Here is a 14189-nt window from a genome sequence, read left to right as displayed (position 1 = left end):
CCCGCCATGTTGCGGTGATCCTGCTGATCTATGCGATGCTCTTGGCGCCCAAGGTGCTTTCGGTTGCCGCACTGCCGCTGACCGGTCGGCGCATTGCCAGCTATGGCGGGCCGGGACGGTTTGTTCTGTCGATGCTGACCGAGATCCTGCTGGCGATTCTCTATGCGCCGATCCTGATGGTGCAGCAGATGATCGCAGTCTTGCGCACCCTGTTTGGGCTGCAAAAAGGCTGGTCGCCGCAGGCCCGCACGGGTGGACACTATGGGCTGGCCACATTGCTGAAATGCCACGCGCTGGAAACCCTCAGCGGGGCGGCGCTATGGATCGGGATCGCGGCGGGGTTGGTCTCGCTTTGGCTCGCGCCGATTGCCCTCTCGCTGGTGCTGGCGGTGCCGCTCTCGGCGCTGTCCAGCCTGCGGTTGCCCAAGGGGTGGATGGGCACCGCGGAAGGGTTGAAAGAGCCGCAGATCAACCAGGCGGCGCGGCACTATCGCGATCTTCTGCGCCAGAACCTGAAGGGGATCAAGGCGCCGGTTCAGGCCGCTGAATGATCCGCGACCCGCAGGCGCCTGTGGCGGGGGCGCTGCCCCCGCACCCCCGGGATATTTTGAGTTAGAAGAAGGATCAGTCGGTCTGGGCCGCTGCTGTTGCCGGGGCCTCCAGCCAGTCGATCACCCGATCCGCCCAGCCCTGTGGCACCATATGCCCCCCGGGATGCAGCTCGAATGTGATCTCGGCCCCCGAACCGCAATCCCATTGGCGCAGCATCCGGTCCTCTTGCTGCCAGATTTTGTCCGGCGCATGGGTGGCGCAATGATTGGTGTCGCGCCAAAGTTCCAGCCCGGCCCAGATATCCCCCTGGATATAGCGCCCGCCATTAAACATGCGTCCCTCCAGCGGCACCACCTGATCGGACCAGCCATGGCTTTGAAAAAGCCGCACCGGTCCGGCGCAATCTTCCGGCTGCGGCCGCCAGAAGCCGCCGGAGACGGGCAGATAGGCGGCAAAGCTCTCTGGTTCGGCGCAGGCGAGGTAATTCACCATAAAGGCACCAGATGAAAACCCCGCCAGAACAGAGTGTTGCGGATCAATATCAAAGCGCGTGGCGGCATCCTCCAGCACCTCTGGAAGGAAGGCAAAATCATCCCGCCCAGCGGAGCCTGGCATGAAGTTCCACCCCTGGGGGCCATCGTCCTGCGCGGTGCCATTGGGCGCGATCACCGCATATCCGCGTGCCATGAGGCTCTCGATCATCGTGCTCATCCGCATCACGCCCTTGGCCGAGCCGCCATGGCCGTGCAGGAACATCACCGCGGGCACCGGCGCGTCATGATCTGCGGGCAGAATTATCTCGTAGCTGCCGTCAGGCAGGGTGCAGGCGGCCTCCTGCGCGCCGCAGCCCGCGTAGGCGATGCCGGTCGTTGCGCTCAGCGCCGCAAGCGCAGTGGCCAGTTTCACAGTCGTCATCTTATCCCCTATCGGTTGAAGCGTCGCATGCTCACACCCCCTTTAGCACGGGGGCGCGCATCAGAAGGAGCGTTTGCGCCCTTGCCGCTGTTCAAGTTCCTGTCATCCCGTCGTGCAGCGCCCCCGAAGCGCTGCGCCGCCCGGATCTGCCGTAAAGATGCGTCCGATAGTCACATATGGCTGTTTACCACGCTGAACCGCCAAGATTTTGACCGGAAACTCTGGATCAATAGCGCAAAACTCATTAGCTAATGGGGAGTTTGCGGGTCCCCTCCGCCAAAAACATAACGCCCGACCAGGAGAGTCTCACGTGTCCCTTTTCTTGATTGCGGCCCTGCCCTTTCTCGGCGCGCTGTTTCCCGCGCTTCTTATTCGCGCCGGACGCAATGCGTCAGCGTCTTCTGCCGCCATGGCCAGCGGGCTCGCGTTTATCGGCCTGATGCTTCATGCGCCCGCGATCCTGCGCGGCGAGGTGGTGCAGGTCGGTATCGACTGGCTGCCCGCGCTTGGCCTCAATGCGAATTTCTTTCTCGACGGGCTGGGGTTCCTCTTTGCCACGCTGATCCTCGGGATTGGCTTGCTGATCATTCTCTATGCGCGGTTTTACCTGTCGCGGCAGGACCCGATGGGGCAGTTCTATACCTATCTGCTGCTGTTCCAGGGTGCCATGGTCGGGATTGTTCTGTCTGACAACATCTTGTTGTTGCTGGTCTTCTGGGAGCTGACCTCGCTGTCGTCCTTCTTGCTGATCGGCTATTGGAAGCACCTGCCGGAGGGGCGTCAGGGCGCGCGGATGGCGCTGACAGTGACCGGCATGGGTGGGCTGGCGATGATCGGTGGCATGCTGATCCTCGGTCATATCGCGGGATCTTACGACATTCATGTGATCCTGGAGCACCGGGAGGCGATCCAATCCTCGGATCTGTATCTGCCGGCGCTGGTGCTGATCCTGATCGGCGCCTTTACCAAATCCGCACAGTTTCCGTTCCATTTCTGGCTTCCGCACGCGATGGCAGCCCCGACGCCGGTTTCGGCCTATCTGCACTCCGCCACCATGGTGAAGGCGGGGCTGTTCCTGATGGCGCGGCTCTGGCCGGTGCTGGCGGGCACACCGGAATGGTTTTATATCGTCGCCACCACCGGCCTCATTACCATGGTGCTCGGCGCGGTGATTGCGCTGTTCAAGGATGACCTGAAGGCGCTTTTGGCCTTTTCAACCGTGTCGCATCTGGGGCTGATCACCATGCTTTTGGGCTTTGGCACCAAGGCGGCGGCGATTGGCGCGGTGTTTCACATCATCAACCATGCGACCTTCAAGGCGGCGCTGTTCATGACCGCCGGGATTGTCGATCACGAGGCCCATACCCGCGACATCAAGCGGCTTGGCGGTTTGCGCCATCTGATGCCGGTGACCTTTGTCATCGCCACTGTCGCGGCGCTGTCTATGGCAGGTATTCCGCCGCTCAATGGCTTTTTGTCCAAGGAAATGATGCTGGAGCAGGCCTCCCATACCTATTGGCTGCAAAACCCCTATGTGATCGGCGGGCTGGCGACCTTTGGCGCGCTGTTCTCGGTGGCCTATTCCCTGCGCTATATCGCGCATGTGTTCCTGGGCCCCAAACGTGCCGATTATCCGGCCAAGCCGCATGACCCGAGCTTTGGCATGTGGGCCTCGCCCGCCTTTCTGGTGGTGCTTGTGGTGCTCATCGGCCTGTTCTCTGCGGTGCTGGTCGGCCCGTTGGTCGATGCGGCGGCTGGCGCTGTCACGCACGAGCATGTGCACGCGCATCTGAAGCTCTGGCACGGGGTCACCCCGGCGCTGTACATGTCTGCCGCAGCCGTCATTGGTGGCGCCATTCTGCTGGCGCTGCATGCCCCGCTGGAGCGGGTCTGGAACGCGCTGCCCCGGCCCGAGGCCAAGGTGATCTTTGACGCCATCGTCGGTGCGGTGACCCGCCTGACACAGGCTCTGACCGCGCGGCTGCATGATGGCTCGCTGACGCGCTATGCGCTGATCATGGTCAGCTTTACCGCGATCATCGGCATCTATGCCTATGTCAGCGGCACCACTGGCGCGCCGACGCGGGTGATGCAGGGCTTTGGCATCCTGCCGATCATCAGCTGGATCTGCCTGACCGTGGCCACCGCCTGTATCGTCCTGTTCCACCGCCAGCGCTTCATCGCGCTGATCCTGATCGGCATTATCGGTCTGGTGGTGTCGCTCTCGTTCAACTACCTCTCGGCACCGGATCTGGCGCTGACGCAGATCTCGGTGGAGGTGGTGACCATCATCCTGATGCTGCTGGCGTTGAATTTCCTGCCCAAGGAGACCCCGCGCGAATCTCCCGCGCTGATCCGACTGCGCGACGCGGCGATCTCGATCGTCAGCGGGGTCTGTGTCGGCGGGCTTATCTATGCGCTGATGCTGCGGGACTTCGCCGCGCCCTCGATTTCGGGTTTCTTTGTCGAAAACAGCTATAAGGGCGGCGGCGGCACCAATATGGTCAATGTGATCCTGGTGGATTTCCGGGGCTTTGACACCTTTGGCGAAATCACTGTTCTGGGGATTGCCGCGCTGGTGATCTATGCCCTGACCGAAGCGGTCCTCTCGACCCGCGTGCGTGCCTATCTGCTGAACCGCAAACCCGACATCGACCAGGCCGGTGACAGCCATCCGGGTCTGATGGTGGTGGTAACGCGGATGATGATGCCGATCGCCCTGATGGTCGCGGCTTATATCTTCTTCCGCGGGCACAACCTGCCGGGGGGCGGTTTCATCGCCGGTCTGATCGCGGCTATCGCGGTGATCATGCAATATATGGCCTCCGGCTTTGGCTGGGCGAGCGAGCGCCAGCACCTGCCCTATCACGGGATCATCGGATCCGGCGTGCTGGTCGCGGCAGCCACCGGGATCGGCGCCTGGTTCAACGGGGTGCCCTTCCTGACCTCCGATTTCGGCTATGTGCAGCTGCCCGGGCTGGAGCCGTTCGAGCTGGCCACGGCCGCCCTCTTTGACCTTGGGGTCTTCCTCGCGGTGGTCGGGGCGGTGATGCTGGCGCTGGAAAGCCTCAGCCGCTTTGCCTGGCAGCCGGGGATCTCCTCCGAGCACGCCATCGACATCAACCCGGCCCGCGACATTCCTGACGCGAGCACAGCTGAAATCGAGGTGGAGCAAGGCTATGACACCATGCCGCTCCCCACGGGGCCGGCTTCGGCACCCAACGAAACAAAAGAGGACTGAGCATGGAACTTCTGATTGCCTCAGCCGTCGGGCTGCTGACCGCTGCCGGGATCTATCTGATCCTGCGCCTGCGCAGCTTTCCCGTGATCCTTGGCACCTCGCTCTTGTCCTATGCGGTGAACGTGTTCCTGTTCGCCACCGGACGGGTGGTGATCAATGCGCCGCCGATCCTGAACAAGACCGCGACGGATGTGACCTATACCGACCCGTTGCCGCAGGCGCTGGTGCTGACCGCGATCGTGATCTCCTTTGGCATGACAGCCGTGGTGGTGATGATCTCGCTCGGCGCCTATCTCAGCGCCAAGGACGACAATATCAACATGGATGACACGGCCGACCTGCAGGGAGAGGACGCATGAACCACCTCTTAATTGCGCCTATCGTGCTGCCGGCGCTGGTGGCACCCTTTATCATCATGACCCTGCGCCATCACATTGACCTGCAACGGATTTTCTCCATTGCGAGCAATGTCCTTCTGGTCGCCATCGCGCTGGCCCTGGCGGCGCAGGCCTATGACGGCACCGTGCAGGTTTACGAGCTTGGCAATTGGCAGGCCCCCTTTGGCATCGTTCTGGTGCTGGACCGGCTGTCGGCGATGATGGTGCTGCTGACCACGCTTCTGGCGCTGGCGGTGAACCTCTATGCGGTGGGCAGCAAGTGGGACGAGCGCGGGCAGAACTTTCACGCGCTCTATCAGTTCCAGCTGATGGGCATCCTGGGCGCGTTTCTTACCGGTGACGCCTTCAACCTCTTTGTGTTCTTCGAGGTGCTGCTGATTGCGTCTTACGGGCTGATGATCCATGGCGGCGGCACCCGCCGGTTTCAGGCCGGGGTGCAATATGTGGTCTATAACCTCCTGGGGTCTTCGCTCTTCTTGTTTGCGCTTGGCACCATCTATTCGGTGACCGGCACGCTCAATATGGCAGATCTGGCGGTGCGTGTGGCAGAGCTGCCCGCCGCCGACAGCGCGCTGATCCGGGTCGGGGCGATCATGCTTCTGCTGGTCTTTGCCATCAAGGCCGCGCTCCTGCCGCTGCATTTCTGGCTGCCCGCCTCCTATGCCCATGCGCCCGCGCCGGTGGCGGCGCTGTTTGCGATCATGACCAAGGTCGGCGCCTATTCGATCCTGCGCATGTATACGCTGGTCTTTGGCCCGGATGTGCCGGTGGTCGACGGGCTGGTCGGAGACTGGCTGCTGCCTGCCGCCTTGCTGACGGTCGCGCTGGGGGCCATCGGCATCCTTGGTGCCAAAGAGATCGGAAAGCTGATGTCCTTTGCCGCGATCCCCTCGATCGGGACGCTGCCCACCGCCGTGTCGCTGTTCGAACCCGCCGCAACCGCCGCCGCGCTTTATTACACCGTGCATTCGACGCTCTCTGCCGCGGCGCTGTTCCTGATCGCCGATATGATCCGCGAACGTCAGGGCGGCGAGATCGAGGCCAAGCCGCTCATGCCCCAAAGCGGGCTGATTTCGGTGCTGTTCTTCACCGCCGCGATTGCCGCCGCCGGCATGCCGCCGCTCTCGGGTTTTCTGGGCAAGCTGATGATCCTTGATGCGGCCCGCAGCGAGCAGACCGCCATCTGGATCTGGGGCGTGATCCTTGTCAGCTCGCTTGTGACCATCATGGGGTTTGCCCGCGCCGGCACCGCGCTCTTCTGGAAGAGCCACGGGCTGCAAAGCCACGACACGATGGAGGAGCCGGAGATCGAGATCGAAAGCTATGCCGAGGGCGAGGCCCCCGCAGCGATCCCGCGCCCGGCCGCCCTGCCCTTTGTCGCGGTGTTCTCCTTGCTTGCGGGTCTGGTGCTGCTGACGCTCTTTGCCGGACCGATGAGCCGCTATGCCGCCGCCACCGCGCAGGATCTGTTTGCGCCGCGGGCCTATATCGAAACTGTACTGGCCAATCGCGACCGCCCGGTGCTTGATGCCCATCACGGCGCGGACTCTCACGGTACAGATAGCCACGCCGAGAGCAGCCACGGCACCGACGCCCCCGAGGCACATGACCAGAGTGAGGAGAGCCACTGATGAAACTCCTGAACCGCCTGTTGCCGCACCCGCTGCTGACATTGCTGCTGACCGTGACCTGGCTGTTGCTGGTCAATCGCTTTTCGCTGAACTCGCTGCTGTTTGGCTTTTTCCTCGGGTTGTTGATCCCGGTGGCAACCCAGCCCTATTGGCCGGACCGCCCCAAGCTCAAGAAACCGCTCAAATTGATCAGTTATCTTGGGCTGGTGATCTGGGATATTCTGGTGGCCAATATCGTGGTCGCCAAGATCGTGGTCTTTATGCCCAATAGCAAGCGCCGCCCCGGCTGGGTGGAAATCCCGCTGGATATCCGCACGCCCGAGGCCATTGCCACCCTTGGCGGCACCATCACCATGACCCCGGGCACCCTCACTGCCGATATCTCGGCGCAGGGGCGCTCGCTTCTGGTGCATTGCCTGCATGCGCCGGATCCGGATGAGGTCCGCGACGAGATCAAGACTCGCTACGAGGCCCGCCTGAAGGAGATTTTCGAATGATCGAATATGCCTATGCCTTCGCTTTTGCCTGTTTCGCCGTGGCGATCCTGCTCAACCTGTGGAAAATCCTGACCGCCACGGAAATCACCGACCGGATCCTGGCGCTGGACACGATGTTCATCAATGCCATTGCGCTGGTGGTGCTGTTCGGCGTGCTTCTGGGCACCGAGATCTTCTTTGAGGCGGCGCTGATCATGGCCATGCTCGGCTTCATTTCCACCGTGGCCTATGCGCGCTTCTTGCTGCGCGGCAATATCATCGAGTGAGGCGCCAGAGATGATCTCCGATATCCTGATTACCATCTGCGTTGTTGTTGGCGGGCTCTTTGGCCTTATCGGCTCCTACGGGATCCTCAAGCTCAACGATCCGATGTCGCGCATGCATGCCCCCACCAAAACCACCACCCTCGGGGTGGGCGGCGTGCTCATCGGGTCCATGATCCACGCGGTGAGCTATGAGGGCCATGTTTCCGTGCATGAGATCCTCATCACCCTGTTCCTGCTGATCACCGCCCCCGTCACGGCAAATTTCCTTGCCAAGGTCTTTATCAACCAGCAGACCAAACCGCAGGATCTGCCGACCCCGGGCGCATGCAAGCTCTGGGCGACGCATGACAAGCCGGAACACTACGCCGCGTCCGAGCAGCCAGAGGCCTGATCGCCCCATAGGCTGCCCCGGACGCGCCAAGCCACAAGGCCGACCGCGATGCCAGCTTCCCCGCTCCCGCTGACCCGAGATCTGGTGCTGGTGGGGGGCGGCCATGCCCATGCGCTCGTGCTGCGGAAGTGGGGCATGTCGCCCCTGGCCGGCGTCCGCCTGACCCTGATCAATCCCGGCCCCAGCGCGCCCTATTCCGGCATGCTGCCCGGCTTTGTCGCCGGACATTACGCGCGCGCCGCACTTGATATTGATCTGGTGCAGCTTGCCCGTTTCGCCGGCGCGCGGCTGGTCCTGGGCGCAGCTGGCGGGCTCGACCCGATCCGCAAGCGGATCTCGGTGCCCGGTCGCCCCGATATCTGCTATGATATTGCCTCCATCGACATCGGCGTCACCTCGGCCATGCCGGATCTGCCCGGCTTTCTGGATCATGCGGTTCCGGCCAAACCCCTCGACGGCTTTGCCTCCGCGTGGGAGGCCTTTTGCCGACAGGACGGCCCCGCGCGCATCGCCTGTATCGGCGGCGGCATCGCCGGGGTGGAGCTGATCCTCGCCATGGCCCACGCGCTGCGCCAGCAAGGGCGGCTTGCGGCGGCCACGCTCATGGACAGCGACGCTGCGCTCTCGGCGCTCGCACCACAAAGCCAGCCCCGCCTGCGCGCGGCGCTGGATCGCTATGGTGTCACCCTGCTGGAGCAGGCGCATGTCACCCATCTTGAGGCGGGCGCGATCCACCTGGAGGGCGGGCGCGTGATCCATAGCGATTTCACCCTCGGCGCCGCCGGGGCGCGTGCCTATGGCTGGTTGGAGAGCACCGGGCTGCGCCAACACGAGGGCGCGCTGGTGGTCTCGCCCGAGCTGCAAACCTCGGATCCCGATGTCTTTGCCGTGGGCGATTGCGCCCATATGGCCCATGCGCCGCGCCCCAAGGCCGGGGTCTTTGCGGTGCGTCAGGCGCCGGTGCTCTGTGACAACCTCAAGGCCGCGCTATTGGGCGGCAACATGCGGCGCTATCAGCCGCAGGAAGATTACCTCAAGCTGGTCTCCATGGGTCGCAAATCCGCGCTGGCCGAGCGCAACGGGCGCAGTTTTTCCGGCCCGCTGCTCTGGCGTTGGAAGGATCACATCGACCGCAAGTTCATGGCGCAATTCGCGCGCCTGCCGGTGACCTCCGCAACGGTCAGCCCCCCGGAGAAAGCGGCCACACCCGATCCTTCCAGCCCTGGCTCGGCGCTCGACCAATTTCGCGGCGCCGCGCGCCCTGACGTGGCGGTGCAACCCGATGGGACTGCCGCGCAGCTCACGGCGGGGGACGCGATGCAGCTGATCAGTGCGCGCCACTTGCCTGCTATCAGCGCGGATCCCGTCACCCTGACCCGGATCGCCGTGCAGCACGCGCTCAATCCCCTCTGGGCGCTGGGGGCAGAGCCGCAGGCCGCCACGCTGCTGCTGACCCAACCGCAGCAAAGCGCAGCGTTGCAACAGCGCCAATACGCCGAGATCATGGAGGTTGCGGATCAGGAGATGAAAACCGCAGGCGCCACCATCGCCAGTGTTCAAACCTCCCCCGGCGCCGCGCTGTCGCTGGGTGTCAGCCTCACAGGCCTGTGTCCCCGCACGCCGGTCACATTGGCCGGGGCACAGAGCGGCGATCACCTGATCCTGACCAAACCGCTCGGCTCGGGCGTCCTGCTTGCGGGCGCGGCCTCCGGTCAGGCCCGTGGGCGCTGGGTCACTGCCGCGCTGGATCTGATGGAACAAAGCCAGCAGCGCGCCAGCGAGATCCTGCGCGAGGCGGCCCGTGCAATGTGCGACGTAGCAGAGCGTGGCCTCCTGGGTCATGTGCAAGCAATCTGCCAACAATCCGAGCGCGGGGCCGAGCTGCGTTTTGACGCCATCCCCAAGATGCGCGGCGCGGCGGAGCTGGCCGAAACCGGCCTGCGCGCGCCGGGTTTTGACGCCAATGCCGTGCGCCTGCCCGAGATCGCCAGCACAGGCCCCCGCGCCCTGCTGTTTGACCCGCAGACCTCAGGCGGGCTGCTGGCCGCGGTTCCGGCGGATCTGTCAGAGATGCTGCTCCATCGGCTGCGTGCCCATGGCTACCGCGCGGCAGAAATTGGACGTATCACCCCCCAAGGTGACGGCATCCTCCTGCGCTGAGGCCCCGTGACCCGCCCGCCTCCGACGAAACCGCTCAGCCCCGCTTGCGCGCCAGCTCCAGCCGTGCCTCTGTCATCGACAGATCGGCAATGATCTGGCGGCGCTTGCTGCGATCCCCGGTCTCGCGCAGCTCTTCACGCAGCCGTGCCAGCTCCCGGCTCAGCGACACCACCTCCGGCACCGCGCCATTGTCCTTGAGGATCCGGGTCATCACTGCGTTTTCAGGGTCATCACAGGCCGGCAAGGGCCGTCCCGCGCCTTCGAGATTGTCAAAGGCGCCGTCCCGTTCGGCAGCTTCAATCCGGGCATTGATAAGGTCGATCAGCGGATGGTCCATACCAGCGAAGATAAACCCGGTCCCGCGCCGAGGCAACGCGGATGTGTGCCCAAGCAGATCGAACCATAGTAGGCCCCGTCACGAAGGCGGCATCAACGCGCGCTCGACCGCGCAGGGCTTGGCCGTGACTGGCGCATGTGTTTAATGCAGGGCATGAGACTACCACAAATCACCACCGAGCGATTGCTTCTCCGCGGCTGGACGTCAGACGATCACGCTCCGTTTGCGGCGATTTGCGCCGACCCTGACGTCATGCGATACATCGGCAACGGCCAAACGCGAAGCCCGGAAGACGCGGCCCGGAACATTGCCGCATTTCAAAGGAGCTGGGCTGAACGCGGCTACGGGTTGTTCGCAGTTGAAGAAAAGCAAAGCGGTGAGTTGATCGGTTTCACCGGGCATGCCTGGCCGGGGTTCTTGCCGGAGGTGCTCCCCTCTGTGGAAATTGGCTGGAGGTTCTCAAAGCCGAGCTGGGGGAAAGGCTATGCGAGCGAAGCCGCAAAAGCGGCGCTTGTGTTCGGAGTGAACGAACTGGGCATCACAGATATCGTAAGCATCTATCAAATCGGCAACGAAGCGTCGCGGCGCATCATGCAAAAGCTCGGCATGATATTTGACCGAAGAACACTTGACCCAAGCTGTAGGCGCGAGATCGAGGTTTATCGCCTTCCTCCGCAATAGCGGTGCCCTTCTTTACCATCGCAAAATCCTAATAATCGCGTCATCCACCAATAAAAAGCCCCCGCCGGATCGCTCCGCCGGGGGCTAAGACATCGCTAAGCGGGGTTACTTCTGGCTGATACGGCCATCGGTATAGGCGCTATAGGGGCCTTGTTCCGCAAGGTATTCGGCCACCACATCGGCCAGGTCGGGGCCGAAGTCATAGGCGTTCTTGTCGTCGCCTGCGAACATCTTGTAGCCGTCACCGCCGTTGCGAACATAGTTGTTGGAGACCACGCCATAGGTTTTCGCGGGATCGATCGGGGTCCAGGCATCGCCCTCCATCACCATCACGTCGGAGACCCGCGCGCCCGGCTCCTTGGCAGCGTCAAAGGTGAATTTCACCCCGGCAACCTGCGGGAAGCGGCCTGCGCCCTCTTCGATCTGGCTGACACCGTTTTCCAGTGCCTCCACCATGGTGGCCCCGGTGATCTGGAAGGTCGCAAGCGTGTTCTGGAACGGCAGCACGGTCAGCACTTCGCCCATGGTCACATCGCCCGCATCAATGGAGGCGCGCACGCCGCCGCCGTTCTGGATCGCGATGGTGACGCCCTGATCCTTCACCCGGTCCAGCATCGCATCGGCAATCAGATTGCCCATGGAGCATTCCATCGCGCGGCAAACACTGCGGTCGCCCTCGATGGCGGTTTCGGCGGAGGCGACCACCTTGTTGCGGATCTCGTCCAGCGGCACGGCCAGTTCGGCGATGCGGGCAACCGTGGTGTCGTCCTCGGTTACGGCGGCATCCATGATCAGCGGCTCGCCCACCGCCTCGATCAGATTGCCCTCGTCGTCAAAGGTCACGTTCAGCTCGCCGAGGAACTTGCCATAGGCATAGGCCTGCACGATGGCGACATCATTGACCATGGTGGGATAAGGGCCTTCGGCACGATCCGACACGTTGGAGAGATAGGTGTTGGTGTGGCCACCCACGATCACGTCCACGCCGGTGGTTTCCGCCGCGACCTTTTGGTCGACCTTATAGCCGGAGTGGCTGAGCACGATGATCTTGTTCACGCCCTCGGCGGTCAGCCGGTCAACCTCGCCCTGCACGGCGGCCACGGGATCGGAAAAATGCACATGTGCGCCAGGGCTGGAAAGCTCGTCCGTGTCCTCTGGCGTAAGGCCGATAAGGCCAATCTTCTCGCCGTTTCTTTCGATAACGGTGGATTTCAGCAGCTTGTCAGACAGTGCTTTCTCGGCCGAGAAATCCGCGTTCGACATCAGCACCGGAAAATCTACCGCATCCATAAAGCCGCGCAGCACTTCGGGGCCATCGTCGAATTCATGGTTGCCCACGGTCATCGCGTCATAGCCGAGCTTGTTCATCATCTCGGCGGCGACTTTGCCCTTGTAGTAGGTGTAAAACAGCGTGCCCTGGAACTGATCTCCGCCATCCACCAGGATGGAGTTGTCGGAACGCGCACGCGCCTCCTCCACTGCCGTCACCAGACGCGCGGAGCCGCCAAAGCATTTGCCCTCGGCGTTGCTCTCGGCATCGCAGCCGCTGTCATACTTGCTGATCGGTTCAAACCGCGCATGGAAATCATTGGTGTGCAGGATGGTCAGCTTATAGTCCGCCGCGGCCAGACCTGCGGTCAGACCAAGCGCCGCCACAGAGGTCAAAATTCGTGTCATGATCATGAGATATTCCCTCACCTTGTTATACCACCCAACCGGCAGCTGTTATATCCGCCGATATTCGGGATCTTTGCCCAAACAGTCAAAACCAAACTTACATGACAGCGCCATGTCGACGCAGGGGAAACTTTGCGCTGCCTGTTGCATAAGCGCTCTTGCGCCACCCACGCTCTGCGGGCATGAGGGGTCTCATGCTGATATACAAGATTTTCCGCACCGATGAATGGCGCGCCTTCGAGGCCGCCGGTGAAACCAATGGCGCGCCCGTCGATCTCGCGGACGGGTTCATCCATTTCTCCACCGCCACCCAGGCCGCAGAGACCGCCGCGAAACATTTTGCCGGCGCCGAGGGGCTGATGCTCCTGGCCTTTGACGCTGAGGCAATGGGCGAGGCCCTGATCTGGGAGCCTTCGCGCGGCGGGGCGCTGTTTCCCCATCTCTATCGCCCGCTTAAACTGGCAGAGATGCTCTGGGTCAAACCGCTGCCCTTGGTCGATGGCACCCATCAATTCCCCGCCGAGATGGTCTGAGCGACACTGCTCCGGCAGGTGCAATAGGGTTGCATATAGGGTTGCACAACGTGGCAAAGAGGAGCCCCGCGACATGAAGCTGTCTGAAAAACTCGCGCTTGCGGTGATGCATAGGATGGATCCCGAAGCGGCCCATGGGCTGTCGATCAAGGCGCTGAAGGCCGGTCTGACGCCGCGCCCCGGCCCCGCAACCTCCGCCCGGCTGCGCTGCGTAGTCGCAGGCTTGGCACTACCCAACCCGGTCGGGCTGGCCGCCGGGTTTGACAAGAACGCCGAAGCGCTGGCGCCGCTCAGCGAGGCCGGTTTTGGCTTTATCGAGGTGGGGGCCGCAACGCCGCGCCCTCAGCCGGGCAACCCCAAACCCCGCCTGTTCCGCCTGACCGAGGATCGCGCCGCGATCAACCGCTTTGGCTTTAACAATCAGGGCATGGAGGCGATTGCCGCGCGGCTGGCACAACGCCCGCAGGGCGGCATCATCGGGCTCAATCTCGGCGCCAACAAGGACAGCACCGACCGGGCGCAGGACTTCGCCACGGTGCTGCGCCACTGCGGCGCACATCTGGATTTTGCCACCGTCAATGTGTCTTCGCCCAACACCGAAAAACTGCGCGACCTTCAGGGCAAGGCAGCGCTTTCGGCGCTTCTGGCCGGGGTGATGGAGGTGCGCGAAGAGCTGGCGCGCCGGGTGCCGGTGTTTCTCAAGATCGCGCCGGATCTCGACGAGGCCGGGCTCGATGATATCGCCGAAGTGGCCCGCGAGAGCGGCATCGACGCGGTGATCGCCACCAATACCACCCTGGCCCGCGACGGTCTGCGCAGTGCTCATCGGGCAGAGGCTGGGGGCCTTTCCGGCGCGCCGCTGTTTGAGAAATCAACCCGGGTTCTGGCACAGCTCTCGCAGCGCCTGGAC

13 protein-coding genes and 1 pseudogene are annotated in these 14189 nt (G+C 63.1%); 11 read left to right on the top strand and 3 right to left on the bottom strand.

Translation table 11 applies throughout. From position 1 onward, the window contains the following. A pseudogene (locus HCZ87_RS15795) lies at positions 1 to 551 on the top strand (glucans biosynthesis glucosyltransferase MdoH); the annotation flags it as partial. 73 nt (positions 552 to 624) lie between these two features. Here HCZ87_RS15795 and HCZ87_RS15790 read toward each other — a convergent pair. Then, positions 625 to 1467: a PHB depolymerase family esterase gene (locus tag HCZ87_RS15790; RefSeq protein ID WP_167645207.1), complete on the bottom strand. Its 843-nt coding sequence runs from the start codon at positions 1465 to 1467 to the stop codon at positions 625 to 627. A 310-nt stretch (positions 1468 to 1777) separates the two neighbouring features. On the opposite strand from HCZ87_RS15790, the gene HCZ87_RS15785 reads away from it, so the two are divergent. The 7 genes from HCZ87_RS15785 to selD are packed head-to-tail and all read left to right on the top strand — an operon-like array spanning position 1778 to position 10051. Beyond that, positions 1778 to 4708 (top strand): monovalent cation/H+ antiporter subunit A, encoded by a 2931-nt coding sequence (locus HCZ87_RS15785; protein ID WP_167645205.1) that lies wholly within the window; start codon positions 1778 to 1780, stop codon positions 4706 to 4708. 2 nt (positions 4709 to 4710) lie between these two features. Continuing rightward, a complete protein-coding gene (locus tag HCZ87_RS15780; RefSeq protein ID WP_167645203.1) occupies positions 4711 to 5067 on the top strand; it encodes a Na+/H+ antiporter subunit C in 357 nt (118 codons plus the stop codon). Continuing rightward, positions 5064 to 6737, top strand: coding sequence for a monovalent cation/H+ antiporter subunit D (locus tag HCZ87_RS15775; protein ID WP_167645201.1), 1674 nt, complete (start codon positions 5064 to 5066; stop codon positions 6735 to 6737). Before HCZ87_RS15780 ends, HCZ87_RS15775 begins: the two co-directional genes overlap by 4 nt. After that, on the top strand, positions 6737 to 7234 hold the full coding sequence (locus HCZ87_RS15770; RefSeq protein WP_167645199.1) for a Na+/H+ antiporter subunit E: 498 nt from the start codon (positions 6737 to 6739) through the stop codon (positions 7232 to 7234). The genes HCZ87_RS15775 and HCZ87_RS15770 overlap by 1 nt, the downstream gene beginning before the upstream one ends. Further along, positions 7231 to 7500, top strand: a complete 270-nt coding sequence (locus HCZ87_RS15765) for a K+/H+ antiporter subunit F (RefSeq protein ID WP_167645197.1) — start codon at positions 7231 to 7233, stop codon at positions 7498 to 7500. Before HCZ87_RS15770 ends, HCZ87_RS15765 begins: the two co-directional genes overlap by 4 nt. A gap of 10 nt (positions 7501 to 7510) precedes the next feature. Beyond that, entirely contained in the window at positions 7511 to 7891 is a 381-nt protein-coding gene (locus tag HCZ87_RS15760) for a Na+/H+ antiporter subunit G (protein ID WP_167645195.1), read from the top strand. Positions 7892 to 7939: 48 nt separating this feature from the next. After that, positions 7940 to 10051 (top strand): selenide, water dikinase SelD, encoded by a 2112-nt coding sequence (gene selD, locus HCZ87_RS15755; protein ID WP_167645193.1) that lies wholly within the window; start codon positions 7940 to 7942, stop codon positions 10049 to 10051. 34 nt (positions 10052 to 10085) lie between these two features. Here selD and HCZ87_RS15750 read toward each other — a convergent pair whose 3' ends face one another. Further along, complete coding sequence (locus HCZ87_RS15750; RefSeq protein WP_167645191.1) at positions 10086 to 10388, bottom strand: DUF1992 domain-containing protein; 303 nt, start codon at positions 10386 to 10388, stop codon at positions 10086 to 10088. Positions 10389 to 10541: 153 nt separating this feature from the next. Here HCZ87_RS15750 and HCZ87_RS15745 point away from each other — a divergent pair, with 153 nt between their 5' ends. Beyond that, complete coding sequence (locus HCZ87_RS15745) at positions 10542 to 11069, top strand: GNAT family N-acetyltransferase (RefSeq protein ID WP_254868666.1); 528 nt, start codon at positions 10542 to 10544, stop codon at positions 11067 to 11069. Between the two features lie 105 nt (positions 11070 to 11174). Here HCZ87_RS15745 and HCZ87_RS15740 read toward each other — a convergent pair whose 3' ends face one another. Then, complete coding sequence (locus tag HCZ87_RS15740; protein ID WP_167645209.1) at positions 11175 to 12749, bottom strand: bifunctional metallophosphatase/5'-nucleotidase; 1575 nt, start codon at positions 12747 to 12749, stop codon at positions 11175 to 11177. Between the two features lie 191 nt (positions 12750 to 12940). Here HCZ87_RS15740 and HCZ87_RS15735 point away from each other — a divergent pair, with 191 nt between their 5' ends. Both HCZ87_RS15735 and HCZ87_RS15730 read left to right on the top strand, forming a co-directional pair. Next, positions 12941 to 13279 (top strand): DUF952 domain-containing protein, encoded by a 339-nt coding sequence (locus HCZ87_RS15735; RefSeq protein WP_167645187.1) that lies wholly within the window; start codon positions 12941 to 12943, stop codon positions 13277 to 13279. 73 nt (positions 13280 to 13352) lie between these two features. After that, positions 13353 to 14189, top strand: an 837-nt coding sequence (locus HCZ87_RS15730; protein ID WP_167645185.1) for a quinone-dependent dihydroorotate dehydrogenase, incomplete at its 3' end; no start/stop codon positions are given.

The sequence above is a fragment of the Phaeobacter sp. HF9A genome (assembly GCF_011806385.1).
Taxonomy (GTDB): domain Bacteria; phylum Pseudomonadota; class Alphaproteobacteria; order Rhodobacterales; family Rhodobacteraceae; genus Epibacterium.
This window is presented reverse-complemented; position numbering and strand designations above follow the sequence as displayed.

Excerpts from the sequence above, each read along its gene's own strand:
- HCZ87_RS15790 (WP_167645207.1), bottom strand. The coding sequence starts at position 1,467 with ATGACGACTGTGAAACTGGCCACTGCGCTTGCGGCGCTGAGCGCAACG.
- HCZ87_RS15780 (WP_167645203.1), top strand. The coding sequence starts at position 4,711 with ATGGAACTTCTGATTGCCTCAGCCGTCGGGCTGCTGACCGCTGCCGGG.
- HCZ87_RS15775 (WP_167645201.1), top strand. The coding sequence starts at position 5,064 with ATGAACCACCTCTTAATTGCGCCTATCGTGCTGCCGGCGCTGGTGGCA.
- HCZ87_RS15770 (WP_167645199.1), top strand. The coding sequence starts at position 6,737 with ATGAAACTCCTGAACCGCCTGTTGCCGCACCCGCTGCTGACATTGCTG.
- HCZ87_RS15765 (WP_167645197.1), top strand. The coding sequence starts at position 7,231 with ATGATCGAATATGCCTATGCCTTCGCTTTTGCCTGTTTCGCCGTGGCG.
- HCZ87_RS15760 (WP_167645195.1), top strand. The coding sequence starts at position 7,511 with ATGATCTCCGATATCCTGATTACCATCTGCGTTGTTGTTGGCGGGCTC.
- selD (WP_167645193.1), top strand. The coding sequence starts at position 7,940 with ATGCCAGCTTCCCCGCTCCCGCTGACCCGAGATCTGGTGCTGGTGGGG.
- HCZ87_RS15750 (WP_167645191.1), bottom strand. The coding sequence starts at position 10,388 with ATGGACCATCCGCTGATCGACCTTATCAATGCCCGGATTGAAGCTGCC.
- HCZ87_RS15745 (WP_254868666.1), top strand. The coding sequence starts at position 10,542 with ATGAGACTACCACAAATCACCACCGAGCGATTGCTTCTCCGCGGCTGG.
- HCZ87_RS15735 (WP_167645187.1), top strand. The coding sequence starts at position 12,941 with ATGCTGATATACAAGATTTTCCGCACCGATGAATGGCGCGCCTTCGAG.